Source organism: Roseibium sp. HPY-6 (genome assembly GCF_040530035.1).
In the GTDB taxonomy this organism is placed as follows: Bacteria; Pseudomonadota; Alphaproteobacteria; order Rhizobiales; family Stappiaceae; genus Roseibium.
Map to the genome: position 1 here is coordinate 806303 of NZ_JBEWCD010000001.1, position 15900 is coordinate 822202.

General features: G+C 58.3%; 15 protein-coding genes. 13 read left to right on the plus strand and 2 right to left on the minus strand.

The annotated features are described in order from the left end of the window. Positions 1-3 precede the first annotated feature (3 nt). A complete protein-coding gene (gene ade / locus ABVF61_RS03835; RefSeq protein ID WP_353992206.1) occupies positions 4-1725 on the minus strand; it encodes an adenine deaminase in 1722 nt (573 codons plus the stop codon). Between the two features lie 361 nt (positions 1726-2086). Between ade and ABVF61_RS03840 the strand changes: the two genes are divergently transcribed. From ABVF61_RS03840 to eda, 8 genes are all read left to right on the plus strand, one after another. Beyond that, a complete protein-coding gene (locus ABVF61_RS03840) occupies positions 2087-3409 on the plus strand; it encodes an ROK family transcriptional regulator (RefSeq protein ID WP_353992207.1) in 1323 nt (440 codons plus the stop codon). A gap of 24 nt (positions 3410-3433) precedes the next feature. Further along, positions 3434-4450: a sugar ABC transporter substrate-binding protein gene (locus tag ABVF61_RS03845; protein WP_353992208.1), complete on the plus strand. Its 1017-nt coding sequence runs from the start codon at positions 3434-3436 to the stop codon at positions 4448-4450. 117 nt (positions 4451-4567) lie between these two features. Continuing rightward, a complete protein-coding gene (locus tag ABVF61_RS03850) occupies positions 4568-5638 on the plus strand; it encodes an ABC transporter permease (RefSeq protein WP_353992209.1) in 1071 nt (356 codons plus the stop codon). Continuing rightward, complete coding sequence (locus ABVF61_RS03855) at positions 5638-6420, plus strand: ATP-binding cassette domain-containing protein (protein ID WP_353992210.1); 783 nt, start codon at positions 5638-5640, stop codon at positions 6418-6420. The genes ABVF61_RS03850 and ABVF61_RS03855 overlap by 1 nt, the downstream gene beginning before the upstream one ends. A gap of 81 nt (positions 6421-6501) precedes the next feature. Beyond that, on the plus strand, positions 6502-7446 hold the full coding sequence (locus ABVF61_RS03860; RefSeq protein ID WP_353992211.1) for a carbohydrate kinase family protein: 945 nt from the start codon (positions 6502-6504) through the stop codon (positions 7444-7446). 96 nt (positions 7447-7542) lie between these two features. Then, entirely contained in the window at positions 7543-9018 is a 1476-nt protein-coding gene (gene zwf / locus ABVF61_RS03865) for a glucose-6-phosphate dehydrogenase (protein ID WP_353992212.1), read from the plus strand. A 134-nt stretch (positions 9019-9152) separates the two neighbouring features. Then, positions 9153-10973 (plus strand): phosphogluconate dehydratase, encoded by a 1821-nt coding sequence (edd, locus tag ABVF61_RS03870; protein ID WP_353992213.1) that lies wholly within the window; start codon positions 9153-9155, stop codon positions 10971-10973. Positions 10974-10995: 22 nt separating this feature from the next. Further along, on the plus strand, positions 10996-11634 hold the full coding sequence (gene eda, locus ABVF61_RS03875; protein ID WP_353992214.1) for a bifunctional 4-hydroxy-2-oxoglutarate aldolase/2-dehydro-3-deoxy-phosphogluconate aldolase: 639 nt from the start codon (positions 10996-10998) through the stop codon (positions 11632-11634). A gap of 43 nt (positions 11635-11677) precedes the next feature. Here eda and ABVF61_RS03880 read toward each other — a convergent pair whose 3' ends face one another. Then, positions 11678-12283, minus strand: coding sequence for a PilZ domain-containing protein (locus ABVF61_RS03880; protein ID WP_353992215.1), 606 nt, complete (start codon positions 12281-12283; stop codon positions 11678-11680). Positions 12284-12562: 279 nt separating this feature from the next. Between ABVF61_RS03880 and pgi the strand changes: the two genes are divergently transcribed. The 5 genes from pgi to ABVF61_RS03905 all read left to right on the plus strand — a co-directional run bounded on the left by pgi (position 12563) and on the right by ABVF61_RS03905 (position 15856). Next, on the plus strand, positions 12563-14185 hold the full coding sequence (gene pgi / locus ABVF61_RS03885; RefSeq protein ID WP_353992216.1) for a glucose-6-phosphate isomerase: 1623 nt from the start codon (positions 12563-12565) through the stop codon (positions 14183-14185). Between the two features lie 240 nt (positions 14186-14425). Next, positions 14426-14695 (plus strand): YMGG-like glycine zipper-containing protein, encoded by a 270-nt coding sequence (locus ABVF61_RS03890; RefSeq protein ID WP_299474122.1) that lies wholly within the window; start codon positions 14426-14428, stop codon positions 14693-14695. A gap of 60 nt (positions 14696-14755) precedes the next feature. Continuing rightward, positions 14756-15025, plus strand: coding sequence for a YMGG-like glycine zipper-containing protein (locus ABVF61_RS03895; RefSeq protein ID WP_353992217.1), 270 nt, complete (start codon positions 14756-14758; stop codon positions 15023-15025). 184 nt (positions 15026-15209) lie between these two features. Continuing rightward, the gene (locus ABVF61_RS03900) at positions 15210-15470 is read left to right on the plus strand and encodes a YMGG-like glycine zipper-containing protein (RefSeq protein ID WP_353992218.1); all 261 of its coding nucleotides are present in this window, start codon (positions 15210-15212) and stop codon (positions 15468-15470) included. Between the two features lie 113 nt (positions 15471-15583). After that, a complete protein-coding gene (locus ABVF61_RS03905; RefSeq protein ID WP_353992219.1) occupies positions 15584-15856 on the plus strand; it encodes a YMGG-like glycine zipper-containing protein in 273 nt (90 codons plus the stop codon). Positions 15857-15900: the final 44 nt, after the last annotated feature.

Consider the following 15900-nt stretch of genomic DNA (forward strand, 5'->3'; position numbering starts at 1 on the left):
TGGTCACGATCCCTGATCGATCAGCTCGAACTTGTCGACATCGAAAACGCCGAGATCGGTGATCTTCAGATGCGGAATGACGGGCAGCGGCAGGAAGGCGACCTGCAGGAACGGTTCTTCCAGCGTACAACCCAGTGACTTGGCAGCGGCCCGCAGGGCCTCGAGAGCCGTCTTCACCGTCTCAAACGGCTCAAGGCTCATCAGTCCTGCAAGCGGCAAGGCGAGTTCCGCCATGACGCTATCACTGTCAGCAACTGCAAAACCGCCATTCATCGCGATCACACGATTGACTGCAATGGCCATTGCGGCGTCATCCGCACCGACAACGCAGATATTGTGGCTGTCGTGGCCGACCGAACTCGCAATCGCGCCGCGCGTCATGCCAAATCCATGCACGAAGCCGCGGCCAACATGGCCGATCCCCTTGTGCCGTTCAACAACCGCCACTTTCAAAACATCCTGATCCAGATCAGCGAGTGACTTCCCGTCGGCAACAGGAAGCCTTTTAACGAGGTGTTCAGTGATGATTTTGCCGGGCAGCACGCCAATCACCGATGTGTCGCTGTTGCGGGCCGGAACATCGAAATCTTCAGCCGAAACTGCGTCAAGCCTGACGCTTTGCAAGCCGACCGGCGCAACGGTACCGCGTGCAGCAAAGAGTTCGTCGCTCACCGGCCGACCGGCGCTGATGACCTGTTCGACCCGGCAGTCTTCAAAGTCATTGAGCAGAACAATATCGGCGCGCTTTCCGGGCGCAATCATCCCGCGGTCTGCGAGCCCGAAGGCATTGGCTGCCGACCAGCTGGCAGAACGGTAGGCGTCAAGAGGACGAATGCCTTTGCCGATCAACCGCCGGATCATGCTGTCAAGGTGGCCTTCTTCGGCTATGTCGAGCGGGTTCCGGTCATCCGTGCAGAGCGCGACAAAGGCCGAAACATCGGACTTCAGGATCGGCGCGAGAGCATCAAGATCTTTTGAGACAGAGCCCTCACGCATCAGGATCGTCATGCCCTTGGAAAGTTTCTCAAGAGCTTCCTCTGCACTCGTTGCCTCATGGTCCGTCCTGATGCCAGCCGCTAGATAGCCATTGAGACCAAGCCCGGAGAGCAACGGCGCATGTCCATCGATGTGTCCGTCCTGGAAAGCGGCCAGTTTCGCAAGAACCTTCGGGTCGCGCGCGAGAACGCCTGGAAAATTCATGAATTCCGCAAGGCCAATGACTTTCTCATGGTCGGCGAAAGGCAATATGTCATCGATTTCCAGACAGGCGCCCGCAGTTTCAAAGGATGTGGCCGGCACGCAGGAGGATAGATTGATCCTCAGGTCCATGACCGTCTCCAGCGACGCGTCGAGAAAATAACGGATGCCTTCGGCGCCGAGAACATTCGCAATCTCATGAGGATCGCATATGGCCGTGGTCACCCCGTGCGGCAGGACGCAGCGATCAAATTCAAACGGCGTAACAAGAGAGGATTCGACATGAAGATGCGTATCAATGAAACCGGGAACCGCTGTCAAACCCTTTGCTTCGATCGTAACACTGCCTTCGTAGGTGCCGTAGGTGCCAACGATGCGATCCTGGCAAACAGCGATGTCGGTTTCCTCGCGACTACCGTCCATCACGTTGAAAAGACGTGCATTCTTGATCACAAGGTCCGCAGGCGCCTCCCCCGAACCTATCGCAATTGCCCGCTCGAGAAAGACTTCGTCATGCTTGACCGTCATTGACACTCACTCCGATTCCGATTTGGGACGCGACGCTCCGAATCCCAGGGCCACCGCTAACGGGGCCTGAAAATATATTCTGATTTCAGTCTTTTGTGTCAAAGAACGGGCGGCATTAACACATCCCGAGTTCCGCAAAATTTCTTGTAATCAGCATGCCCCAACGTAAATTTCTCTGTTAGACTGACCCGGCAATTCCTGCTTTGCGATCAATGCGCTGCTGCACCACAAGATCGAAACGCTGCAGTGCAAAACAATTTCGAATTGACAGATCGCTACAACCCACGAATAATTTCATCAAGATTAATTATTATGAAGCCGCGCCGAAACGCGGCGGCCAGCCCTGGGAGGAGCGAGGACGGTGACTGAGACCAGGACATCCGGTCGTGGCTCGAATTCCGCGCAACTGCGCCGTTACAACGAGCGCATCGTCCTGCAGATCCTGCGGCGCGCGGGTGAGGCCTCCAAGGCGGAACTTGCGCGTGCTGTGCAACTGACCAACGCGGCAATTGGCGCGATTATCCAGGATCTGATCGAAGAAGGCCTCATATTCGAGGCCGGCAAACGCCATGACGGCAGCCGGGGACAGCCCGCAACGATCCTGAAGCTTGCGCCCGACGGCGCTTATTCGTTCGGCGTACGTCTTGACCGAACAAACCTTGAAACCGTGCTGATGGATTTTTCCGGCCAGATCATAGACCGGCGCATTCACGACATGATCTTGCCTGCCCCCGATCAGGCCGTCGAGACGCTGGTCAAGGACCTGACCGAGCTGCGCATGCATTTGAGCGAGGACAAACAATCCAGGATCACGGGCATCGGTCTGGCTCAGCCGTTCAATCTGGGCGCATGGCTGCATGAACTCGGTCTGCCGGAAGCCGACTTCAAAAAGTGGGACGACTTCGACCTTGCCGCGGCGCTTGAAGATGCGATGAAATTGCCCGTGTTCAGTGAAAACGACGGCACTGCGGCAGCCGTTGCCGAACTGTTTTACGGCAAGGGCAGACAGAATGACAACTTCCTGTACCTGTTCCTGGGCCCTGCTATCGGTGGCGGTCTCGTCCTGAAGGGTGACGTTGTCCGGGGCATGTCCGGCAACGCCGCGGACGTTGCCTTCATGCCTGTCCCGCCAAGTGGTCTTTCAACCGCTCCAAAACCAAAACAGGCCTGGGACTTGCTGCTGACACGCGCCTCGCTGGTCGCGCTGGCACGGCACATGTCGCCTGCCAACTTTGAAGCGCTCAGCCGCTCCGACCTGCAGGCTGCTGTGGAAGCTAACGACATAAAGTATCAGGAATGGCTGGCAGATTGCGCCACAGCCTTGGCCCTCGCACTGCGCTCGGCTTATGCACTTCTCGATATTTCTCTGATCGTTATCGACGGCGATCTGCGAGGCTCTTTCCCGAAAACATTCCAGCAGGCGCTCAGATCCGCGGTCGAAGACGCAGCTCCAGAAAAGCGTCAGTCGCCGGAAATCGAAGTCGGCAGCTTTGCACATGATGCGGGCGCGATTGGAGCCGCAAGCTTGCCGCAATTTTTCAACTTCTCACCGAGAGCGACAATCCTCACGGGCGGGAAGGACAAAGGACCCGCCGGAGCAGGCAGTTCGGGAGACCGAACCAGCTTTCCGGCAAGGGCAGCGAGATTGGGGTCACATCTGGCCGAACCCGACCGCTCAAACTGAAATAGGCCAGGGAGGAAAAAGCAAATGATCCGCAAACTACTAGCGACTGGTTCAGTCCTGGCTGCCATGGCGGCAGCACCGGCAGCAGCTGCCGACATTTCAGCCTGCCTGATCACCAAAACCGACACCAACCCGTTCTTCGTGAAAATGAAGGAAGGCGCAACGGCCAAGGCGAATGAACTTGGCATCGAGCTGAAGTCCTTTGCCGGAAAAGTCGATGGCGACCATGAAACCCAGGTTGCTGCGATCGAGACCTGCATCGCCGATGGTGCAAAAGGCATCCTGCTGACCGCCTCCGATACTTCTTCGATCGTACCGGCAGTTAAACAGGCTCGGGACAACGGTCTTCTGGTCATTGCGCTCGACACGCCATTGAGCCCGATCGACGCGGCGGACGCAACCTTCGCAACGGACAACTTCCTTGCGGGTGAGCTGATCGGCAAATGGGCAGCCGGCGCTCTTGGCGACAAGGCTGCCGATGCAAAAATCGGCATGCTCGACCTGGCGATCAGTCAGCCGACGGTGGGTGTCCTCCGTGACCAGGGCTTCCTTCAGGGCTTCGGCATCGACCTTGGCGATCCCAACAAGTGGGGCGATGAGACGGACGCGCGCATCGTTGGCAACGACGTAACGCAGGGCAACGAAGAAGGTGGCCGCCGCGCCATGGAGAACCTTCTCGCAAAAGACCCGATGATCAACGTTGTTTACACGATCAACGAACCAGCGGCTGCCGGTGCATATGAAGCGCTGAAGGCCATCGGTCGTGAGAACGACGTGTTGATCGTCTCGGTCGACGGTGGGTGCCCGGGCGTTCAAAACGTCAAGGACGGCGTGATCGGCGCAACATCCCAGCAATATCCGCTTCTGATGGCTTCGCTTGGTATCGAAGCGATCAAGACATGGGCTGACAGCGGTGCGAAACCTGAGCCGACCCCGGGCAAGGATTTCTTCGATACCGGCGTTGCCCTTGTCACTGACAAGCCGGTCGATGGTGTGGACTCCATCGATACCGCGAAGGGCACGGAGCTCTGCTGGGGCTAAGGTGGCTAAGGCCCGGGAGGCATCAAACACGCCTCCCGGGCTCCTCAAGAGCCGGATCGCGACCGACAAGCTGTGGGCGGTCACGTGACCAACTGATCCGCTGCGGAAGGGAAAGTAATGTCTCAAACAAAGGACGGGACCGATAACTACGAATCTGCCGCCAGCAGATCGGACTCGGTCGCCGAATTCGAAGACCATCGGCGCGGTTTTCTCGGACAGGTGCAGCACACGCTGCACGCCAATCCGTCCCTGGTGCCGCTCGTCGTGCTCATCGTTGCAATTATCGTCTTCGGCTTGTTGTTGGGATCCAAGTTCTTTTCGCCTTTTGCGATGACGTTGATCCTCCAGCAGGTTCAAATCGTGGGAATTGTGGCAGCTGCGCAAAGCCTGATTATCCTGACCGCCGGAATTGACCTGAGCGTTGGTGCCATCATGGTCTTTTCCTCGGTGATCATGGGACAATTCACATTCCGCTATGGGATTCCTGCTCCAATTGCCGTCGCCTGCGGCCTCGCAGTTGGAACGATGATCGGCGCGTTGAACGGTTGGCTGGTAAGCCGGGTCAAGCTCCCACCGTTCATCGTCACACTCGGGATGTGGCAGATTGTGCTTGCGACGAACTTCCTTTACTCGGCCAACGAAACCATCAGGTCGCAGGAAATCGAAGCGAACGCCCCTTTCCTTCAGTTCTTCGGAACAAAGTTCAATATCGGTGGTGCTGTGTTCACCGTGGGCGTGATCTTCATGTTGATCCTGGTTCTTGTGCTTGCCTACGCGCTTCGTCACACGGCCTGGGGGCGACACGTCTATGCCGTTGGCGACGATCCGGAAGCTGCCGGACTATCGGGTGTCAACGTCCACCGAACCCTCATGTCGGTCTACATGCTTTCAGGACTGATATGCGCCTTTGCCGGGTGGGCCCTGATCGGCCGTATCGGATCTGTGTCGCCGACCTCCGGACAGCTCGCAAATATTGAGAGCATCACCGCGGTGGTGATCGGCGGCATTTCTCTCTTCGGCGGACGCGGATCAATCCTTGGTTCCTTGTTCGGCGCACTGATCGTCGGCGTCTTCACGCTCGGGCTGAGGCTTCTCGGCGCGGATGCGCAGTGGACCTTTCTTCTCATCGGGCTTCTCATCATCGCTGCCGTCGCAGCCGACCAGTGGATCAGAAAGGTATCGGCATAATGTCTGACAGTGTTCCCATTGTAGAGGGCCGCGGTATCGTCAAGCGTTATGGTCATGTCACCGCGATCGACCATTCAGACTTTGAATTGCGTAACAACGAAATCCTGGCCGTCATAGGCGACAACGGCGCTGGAAAATCGTCGATCGTAAAGGCGATTTGCGGCGCCACCATCCCGGATGAAGGTGAAATCCTGATTGACGGCAAGCCCGTCAGTTTCACATCCCCGACGCAGGCGCGGGATATGGGGATCGAAATCGTCTACCAGACCCTCGCCATGTCGCCAGCCATGTCCATTGCCGACAACATGTTCATGGGGCGCGAACTCCGCAAACCAGGTTTCATGGGAAAATTCCTGCGGCAACTCGACCGGCCGGCGATGGAAAAGTTTGCGCGTGAAAAGCTCACGGAACTTGGCCTGATGACCGTGCAATCGATCAACCAGACCGTTGAGACATTATCGGGCGGACAGAGACAAGGCGTAGCTGTGGCCAGGGCTGCTGCCTTTGCGACCAAGTTCATCATCATGGACGAGCCGACTGCTGCGCTGGGTGTCAAGGAAAGCCGGCGTGTGCTGGAGCTGATCCAGGACGTGAAGTCGCGGGGAATACCGATCGTTCTCATCAGTCATAATATGCCGCACGTCTTCGAGGTCGCCGACCGGATCCACATTCACCGGTTGGGCAAACGGCTTTGTACCGTCAGACCCGAAGACTGCTCCATGTCCGATGCGGTTGCGCTGATGACGGGTGCAATGGACCCACCCAGTGACCTTGCGGCGTGAAGGTTGGTTGGAAAACCGAAGCAAAATGGTCCGGCCAGGCCGGACCCTTTTCTGACATGAATAAAACAGTCTGGACTCTCCATGTTCTTGATTTGCGGTGAAGCCCTGTTCGACCTTTTCGGTGAACCGGGTGCAGACACAGTGTCGTTTGACGCCCGGATCGGCGGCTCGCCGTTCAACGTGGCGATGGGCCTTGCGAGATTGGGTGAAAATGCCGCCTTCTTCGGCGGCATATCGAAAGACGCCCTGGGTGAAAAGCTGGTCGACAAATTCCGCAAGGAAGGCGTTTCGGATCGCTACATTCTGCGGACCGATTATCTGACGACGCTCAGCCTGGTTCAAAAAGACGCGCACGGGCACCCAGCCTACACATTCTACGGTGCAAACGCGGCCGACCGCATGGTCACTGAAAGTGATCTTCCAACGCTCACCGAAACGCCCGCATTCCTGCATGTCGGCTCTTACACCGCTCTTTTGGAACCGGTCGCGGGAAGCTTGAAGACATTCATCGAACGCACGCGAGCGCATACGCTCATCTCATTTGATCCCAATATCCGCCCGACGGTCGAACCCGACATGGCGCTATGGCGCAAAAACACCGACACCCTTTCCTCCCTGTCCGACATTATCAAGGTCAGCGACGAGGATCTTGGTTTGATCTCGCCTGAAGAACCGGTTGCCGATGTCGCCCGGCGCTGGCTGTCAAACGGCCCCGGGCTTGTTATCGTCACGCGTGGCGGCGACGGCGCGTCAGCTTATACGAGCGGCTTTGAAACACATTGCCCCGGGATAAAGGTCAATGTTGAGGACACTGTCGGTGCCGGAGACACGTTTCAAGCGGCATTGCTGTCCGGCCTGAACAAACTCGGTGCAAAGGACAGGAAATCACTGTCGGCACTTGACGAGAGCAGCGTCAATCGCCTTCTTACATTCGCGGTAAAAGCAGCCGGCATCACCTGCTCGCGCCGCGGAGCGGACCTTCCTAGGTTGGCGGAGCTGCAAAAAGAATGGTCAGAGCTCATTTGAGGGGCTGACAAGCGAATTAAATCGATTTAAAAGCCCCCTGAAACCTCCTGGAAGCGCAAAGTCCGGGAGCAGACAGTCTTTTGGAAGGATAGTCTCATGGCGGTACGCGTCATTGAAGTTCAAGAGTTCGACCTCGTTGTCTTCGGTGCTTCGGGCGACCTGGCTCACCGCAAACTTCTGCCCGCCCTCTATCATCGCGACGCGGATGGCCAGATGCCGGAAAAGGCACGGATCATCTGCAGTGCGCGCCGGGACTATACGGATGACGACTATCGGGCGTGGGCTAAAAAGGCACTTGAGGAACATGTCCACGACCTTGACAAGGAACACCTCGACCAGTTCCTAAAGCGATTGCATTACGTGAAAATCGACGTGGCGGCTGCGGTCGGGTTCGAGGACCTGAAAACGATCCTTGATGAACGCGAAGACGTGATCAGGGCGTTTTACCTTGCCGTTGGCCCGGACCTGTTCGGGACGATCTGCGAGAACCTCGGCCGTGTCGGCGTCGTCAACAGCCACGCGCGGGTCGTGATCGAGAAACCGATCGGCAAGGACGGTGCGTCGGCCAAGGCTCTCAACGACACCGTTGGTGCCGTTTTCAACGAACACCAGATATTCCGTATCGATCACTACCTCGGCAAGGAAACCGTTCAAAACCTGATGGCGCTGAGGTTTGCCAATGCGCTGTTCGAACCGCTCTGGAATGCGGCCCATATCGACCACGTTCAGATTACCGTGGCCGAATCCCTGGGCGTCGGTGGTCGCGCCGGTTATTACGACACGGCCGGAGCGCTGCGGGACATGGTTCAGAACCATATTCTTCAGCTCCTTTGCCTGGTCGCCATGGAGCCGCCCGAATCGATGAATGCCGACAGCGTCCGGGATGAGAAACTGAAAGTCCTGAAGGCTCTCTCGCCGATTGATGCCCAAAGCGCAGACAAACTGACCGTACGTGGACAATACCGGGCTGGGGCCTCCGCCGGCGGCGCTGTGCCTGGCTATCTTGAGGAACTGGGCGACGACGACAGCCGCACGGAAACCTTCGTTGCTCTCAAGGCGGAAATTGCCAACTGGCGTTGGGCCGGCGTGCCGTTCTACCTGCGGACCGGCAAACGGCTTGCACAGCGCGTTTCGGAGATTGTCGTTCAATTCCGCCCGATACCGCATTCGATCTTCGACACGGAAACCGGGAAAGTCACTGCAAACCGCCTCATTATCCGTCTGCAACCGGATGAAGGCGTCAAGATGCAGATCATGATCAAGGACCCGGGCCCTGGCGGCATGAGACTGAGGCAGGTCCCGCTCGACATGAGTTTTGCCGAGGCGTTCAAGGTGCGTAATCCGGATGCTTATGAGCGCTTGATCATGGATGTGATCCGCGGCAATCAGACCCTTTTCATGCGGCGCGACGAAGTGGATGCCGCCTGGGCCTGGGTCGACCCCATCTTGGCGGCCTGGAGTTCCTCCAAGGAAACGCCTAAGGGATATACCGCAGGCACTTGGGGGCCCTCGGCGTCCATCGCACTCGTCGAACGCGACGGACGCACGTGGTCCGAAGAGGACTCGGTCTAGGAGGGCAGGACAGGGGCAGAACTTGTCTGCCTTCCGTCATTTAAATCGATTAAAATGAGCAAAAGCGGCGAAACCGCCCTATTTGCCCTGATGAACATGACCCAGCCACAAGTGGCGAGGAAAGGACTTCAAAAATGGCTCTCCAGGACCGAATTGGTGAAGTTACGGAACGGATTGTCAAACGCAGCCATGACAGCCGGTCCATCTATCTGGACCGGATCGGACAGGCGGCCGACAAGGGACCGCAACGATCCCGGCTCTCTTGCGGCAACCTGGCGCACGGTTTCGCCGCATGCGGCGTTTCCGACAAGCAGGCTCTTTCAGGCGACGTCGTTCCAAATCTTGGCATTATCACGGCCTACAATGACATGCTGTCGGCGCACCAGCCCTACGAGACCTATCCTTCTCTTATCCGGGAGGCCGCCCACGAGGTCGGTGCGGTTGCCCAGGTGGCGGGTGGGGTGCCGGCCATGTGCGACGGCGTTACCCAGGGCCAGGACGGCATGGAACTGTCTTTGTTTTCGCGCGACGTGATCGCGATGGCCGCCGCCGTCGGGTTGTCCCATCAGATGTTCGACGCTGCGGTCTTTCTCGGCATTTGCGACAAGATCGTGCCCGGGCTTGCGATCGCCGCCCTCTCCTTCGGTCACCTGCCCGCGGTCTTCATACCCGCAGGACCGATGACAACCGGCATCTCGAACGACGACAAGGCCAAGGTGCGTCAGCTCTATGCTGAAGGAAAGGTCGGGCGGGACGCCCTCCTGGAAAGCGAATCGAAGGCCTATCATTCGCCCGGCACCTGCACGTTCTACGGCACGGCAAACTCCAACCAGATGCTGATGGAAATCATGGGGCTTCATATGCCTGGCGCCTCCTTCATCAACCCGGGCACACCGCTCCGTGACGCGCTGACCAGGGAAGCAACCAGGCGTGCGCTCGCGATTTCGGCGCTTGGAAACGAGTTCACGCCTGCGGGCGAAATCATTGACGAAAAAGCGATCGTCAACGGTGTCGTCGGATTGCACGCAACCGGCGGATCGACCAACCACACGATGCATCTGGTTGCGATTGCAGCGACCGCCGGCATCAAGCTGACTTGGGACGACATATCCGACCTTTCCGATGTCGTGCCGCTGCTGGCCCGTGTTTATCCGAACGGCAAGGCGGATGTGAACCACTTCCAGGCGGCCGGCGGGCTCGCGTTCCTGATCCGGGAACTTCTTTCAGACGGCTATCTCCACCAGGATGTCAAAACCGTCTACGGCACCGATCTGTCGGGCTATACGGTCGAAGCCGGGCTTGACGAAGACGGCAACGTGGTGCGCCAGGACGCGCCACAGGTATCAGGCGATGAAACGGTGCTCGCACCGCTTGCCAAAGCCTTCCAACCGACAGGCGGCCTGAAAATGCTGACCGGAAATATGGGCAAGGCGGTCATCAAGGTTTCGGCCGTTGCAAAGGAGCGCCACATCATAGAGGCCCCTGCCCGCGTCTTTCATTCCCAGGACGACTTTCTGGACGCCTTCAACAACAAGGAACTGAAAGGCGACGTCGCCGCTGTCGTTCGCTTCCAGGGCCCGAAGGCGATTGGCATGCCGGAACTGCACAAACTGACGCCATGCCTCGGGATCTTGCAGGACAAGGGCTACAAGGTTGCACTGATCACCGATGGCCGCATGTCTGGTGCGTCCGGCAAAGTCCCGGCAGCAATCCATGTTACGCCGGAAGCGGCAAGCGGGGGTCCGATTGCCCGGATCAAGGACGGCGACATGATCCGGATCAATGCGGAGACCGGTGAATTGCAAGTTCTTGTCAATGAAGCCGAATTCAATGCCCGCCCCCTGGCGGAAAGTGACCTGAGCGCGCACCAGTTCGGCGTCGGCAGGGATTTGTTCGCCGCCTTCCGCGCAAATGTCGGTGCTGCCGACGATGGCGCGCACGTGTTCAGCGCTTGAGACTGACAAACGGGAGACCTCAATGGCACAGGATATAAAGAAAATCGAAGCCGTCATGTGCGCTGCGCCGGTGATCCCGGTACTCGTTGTCGAAGACCCGCGCAAAGCCGTGCCAATGGCCGAAGCGCTCGTTCGCGGCGGCTTACCGGCCATCGAAATCACGCTTCGCACCAAACACGCGCTCGAAGCCATTGATGCCGTCAACGAGCACGTCGAAGGGGCGATGGTCGGAGCCGGTACGGTCTTGAACGGCGAGCAATATGATGCAGCCGTGTCCGCCGGAGCACGTTTCATTGTGTCTCCCGGCGCAACGGAGACCCTGCTGGATGCGGCTGATGAACACAGCGTCCCGCTCCTTCCCGGCGCTGCCACGGCGTCCGAGGTCATGTATCTACTGGAACGCGGCTATGAACGATTGAAGTTCTTCCCGGCGGAACAGGCCGGGGGCGCGTCCTACCTTAAGTCACTCTCCTCGCCGCTTGCAGCCGCGAAGTTCTGTCCGACTGGCGGCGTCAGCCTCGACAAGGCGCCTGACTATCTGGCTTTGCCGAATGTTCTATGTGTCGGCGGGTCCTGGATTGCGGACGCAAAGGCGATCGCAGCGGAAGACTGGGCAGGTATCGAAGAACGCGCGCGCGCCGCCGCCGGACTGAACGACTAAAAACAGACCAGGAGGCAGCCGGAAACGGTCGATCGCCTTGCGCTTAGGCGTCTTCCGTCTCTGGAACCGCGTCTTCGCTGGCATCGGCGCCCTCGCAGCTGCCGGTTTCTTCAAGCGTGCGGTTCCAGAGGAGCCTGAGACCGGCCGACCTGTCGTTGCGCCAGGCAAACTCCGCGACCACCGGCTTTTCGAATTTGTTCATTGTCAGAAGAACTTCTTCGGGCATCGCTGTGAGGCCCTCCGCCTTGACCCGGCACCCGTTCTTGGCCGCATCGACGATGACACCGGTTATCTCGGTAATACCCTCCAGGTCCGCGATCGTGACGGGAATCTTGACGTCGTTTCGCTTTTCACGGCGTTTGTCCGACACGGAACTTTCGCTACTGGAAAAAACAACTGCCGCATCGTTTCCCTTGACCGACGTGACATGTGCCTTTGATAGCTTCCTCGAGCCGGAAAGCCGAATACCGATGTTTTTGTAGAGTTCCTCTACGTGTTCGGAAGTAACGCAGCAGCCCCACTCGTTCACATTCGTCACCACGGCGTCGATGATTGCAAGCGTATCGAAATCGACGACCTGCACCTCTTCGCGAACGTCGGGATTTCCCTGAAGGTGGGCCAGATCATGCGGAGTTTTGGCAGAGCACATGCGATTACAGCCTGGATCGGTTCCTGATGCATTGTTCGTGGCACTGGGACACAACCCATGAAAGATAGGCGAGAACTCCTAATTTCTCGTCAATTTTGGACTTGGCTTTGCGGTTACACCCAAATCAGGTCTCAAGCCGTGAACAGGGACCGCGCGCCAGTGCAAACCGGAAGGATCCCGAGAAAAATCTCCACTCTGTCAAAATGCTGTGCTATGGGATGCGCACACTCGCTGAACAATGGAAATTCAACCGTTTAAATCGATTTAAGGGGATGTCTCATGGCGCTCGAAGACGCGTTTGGTGCACTCGGCCAACAAGCTGCAAGGCTGAACAAGACCACGCTCCGGGACCTGTTTTCAAGCGACCCTCAGCGGTTCGAAAACCTCTCAGCGCGTACCGACGACCTGCTCCTGGATTATTCAAAGACGAAACTTGACACCGACACCCTGCAGCTTCTGATAAAGCTGGCCGAGGCTGCCGACGTCGCCGGCCGGAGGGACGCAATGTTCTCCGGCGAAAAGATTAACACGACCGAAAACCGCGCGGTGCTCCATACCGCCCTTAGAAACCGCTCGGACAAGCCCGTTTTTGTCGATGGCCAGGATGTCATGCCGGATGTTCGTGCGGTGCTGGACGCGATGGCTGATTTTTCCGAAGCAGTGCGCGCGGGCGAACTGACATCGTCAACAGGCGCACCGTTCACCGACGTGGTCAATATCGGTATCGGCGGCTCAGATCTGGGCCCGGTTATGGCGACCCTGGCGCTGTCGCCCTATCACGACGGCCCCGAGCTGCACTACGTATCCAACGTTGACGGTGCTCATGTTGCCGACACGCTTGCCACACTCGACCCTGCAACGACCTTGATCATCGTCGCGTCGAAGACTTTCACGACCATCGAGACGATGACAAACGCTGCGACGGCACGCCAATGGATCGCCGGAGCCCTCGGCGAAGATGCCGTTGGGCAGCACTTTGCCGCCGTTTCGACAGCGCTCGAAAAAGTTTCGGCGTTCGGGATCGATGAAAGCAGGGTGTTCGGTTTCTGGGACTGGGTCGGTGGCCGTTACTCCATCTGGTCGGCCATCGGCCTGCCCCTGATGATCGCAATAGGGCCGGACGCTTTCGGCGACTTTCTGGAGGGCGCACACGCGCTCGATGTCCACTTCAAAGAAGCTCCTCTGGATCAGAACCTGCCGGTTCTCATGGCGCTCATCGGGGTTTGGAACAGGGATGTGCTGGGACACTCTGCGCGCGCGGTGCTGCCTTACGATCAGCGCCTTGCCCGGCTCCCTGCTTACCTGCAACAGCTCGACATGGAATCGAATGGCAAGGGTGTCAGACTGGACGGCAGTCCGGTCCAACAGGCCACAGGTCCCCTTGTCTGGGGAGAGCCCGGCACCAACGGCCAGCATGCCTTCTATCAGCTCCTGCATCAGGGCACGACGGTCATCCCCTGCGAGTTTCTGATCGCCAAGAACGGACACGAAGAAGACCTCCAGCAGCATCACGACCTTCTGATGGCAAACTGCCTCGCGCAATCCGAAGCCTTGATGCTTGGCCGCACGCTTGATGAGGCTAACGCGATCCTGAGCGCATCGGGCCTATCGGCCGAAGACATCGAAAAGCTCGCCCCGCACAAGGTGTTTCCGGGAGACCGCCCTTCCCTGACACTCGTCTACGACAAGCTGACACCTTTTGCTCTCGGACGGCTGATCGCCCTTTATGAGCACCGTGTCTTTGTTGAGGGCGTCATCTGGGGGATCAATTCGTTCGACCAGTGGGGCGTTGAGCTTGGCAAGGAACTGGCAACCGCTCTTCTGCCCATGATCAAGGGCGACGTGGCTGCCGACGAGAAAGATGCGTCGACGAAAGGCTTGCTGAAGGTGCTGAAAGACTGAGTTACACAAGGTGAACAGAATTTTAACGGAAGCGACGACAGGCATTCGCCGCCGCCATACTTTTGCCCTACGTGCGCTATCTGTTTCGCATCACAAAAAGACTTTGGCCGGATCGCCGGTTGCCTTCTGTGCGCTGAGGGAATTGATAGATTGCCCCGACGTGCAAAGCAGCTTAACCTTGCCAAGACTTTAAACTATTGAACGCGCCGCGCCGGGCGGCCCTGAAGGGAGTTACCTTTAATGAAGAAGTTTGTTTTGCTCGCTGCAATCGGTGTTGCGTTGGCAGGTTGCCAGTCTGACAGCCAGACCGACCGTGCTCTGGTCGGTGGTGGCCTTGGTGCCGCAACCGGTGCGGCAATCGGTGCTGCGGCAACGGGTGATGTCGGCGGCGCCCTCGTCGGTGGCGCAATCGGTGCTGCAGGCGGCGCAATTGTCGGCGCGGCGACAACACCGAAAAACTGCGTTGCCTATGACCGCTACGGCAACCCGTATCGCGTAGCGTGCCCGTAAGGCACGCCACGATCCTCTAAGGATGAGATGGGTCTTCGCCTGACCCACAGGAACAAATCGATGAAGAAAATACTGCTTGTCGCCGCGGTTGCGGCCCTTCTGGCCGGTTGTCAATCAGACAGCCAGACGGATCGTGCACTCGTCGGCGGCGGCCTTGGTGCAGCAACAGGCGCGATCATCGGAGCAGCAGCCGGAAATGGTGCGGGACCCGCGCTTGCCGGCGCTGCAATCGGTGCAGCCGGCGGTGCGATCGTCGGAGCGGCGACAACGCCGAGAAACTGCGTCGCGTATGATCGCTACGGCAATCCCTACCGGGTGGCTTGCCCCTGATCAAAATAGCACCTCGCGGCTCCGGATCTTAACGAGCCGTTTAGGTTACGGATTCAATAATGAGTTGAATTGGATTTGAACGTTTTGGCCGTGCGCAAGAACGAAGGGTGAAATTATGGATTGATTTCAAAGCCTTCGACGCCATGCATACAGCTGAAGCCGGGCGGTCCGACAGGCGGCGCTGATGGCGTTGCCGAAACTAGCTCATTTTGAGGTCGTATCCGAAATGAAGAAAATCCTGGTGGTGGCTGCAGTAGCCACGTTACTTGCCGGCTGCACGTCAAGCAGACAGACAGACCGCGCTATTATCGGCGGCAGTCTTGGGGCCGCAACAGGTGTTATTGTCGGAGCTGCGGTCGGTGCAGGCGCTGCACCGGTGATCGCCGGAGCGGCCCTTGGGGCAGCCGGCGGCGCTGCAATCGGCGCTGCCACAACACCGAACTAACTGACGTGGGCGGAAATGCTCCGCGATCAGGCTTGGATAACTTTCTCCGGTAAGGTTCTGTTAACCATACATCTCCACGCTGAGAAGGACTTTTCCTTCGCTGGGGAGCGTGGATGAAACCGTTTCTTGCCGTTACAGCCGTCTCTGTCCTTTTGGCAGGCTGCGTCAATACCGAAAGCCAGCGCGACAGAATGTTGATCGGAGCCGGGCTCGGTGCTGCGACTGGCGCGACAATCGGAGCCGTCGCGGGCTCGACTGTGAATGCGACACTTGCCGGCGCCGCGCTCGGAGCCATCGGCGGCGGCTTGGTCGGCGTCGTAACCACCCCGCGCAACTGCATTGCCCAAGACCAGAACGGCACGCCTTACAAGGTTAGATGCCCGTAGTCAGAACTTGCCAAAGGCAAGAACGGGCTGACAATGTCGGGCCA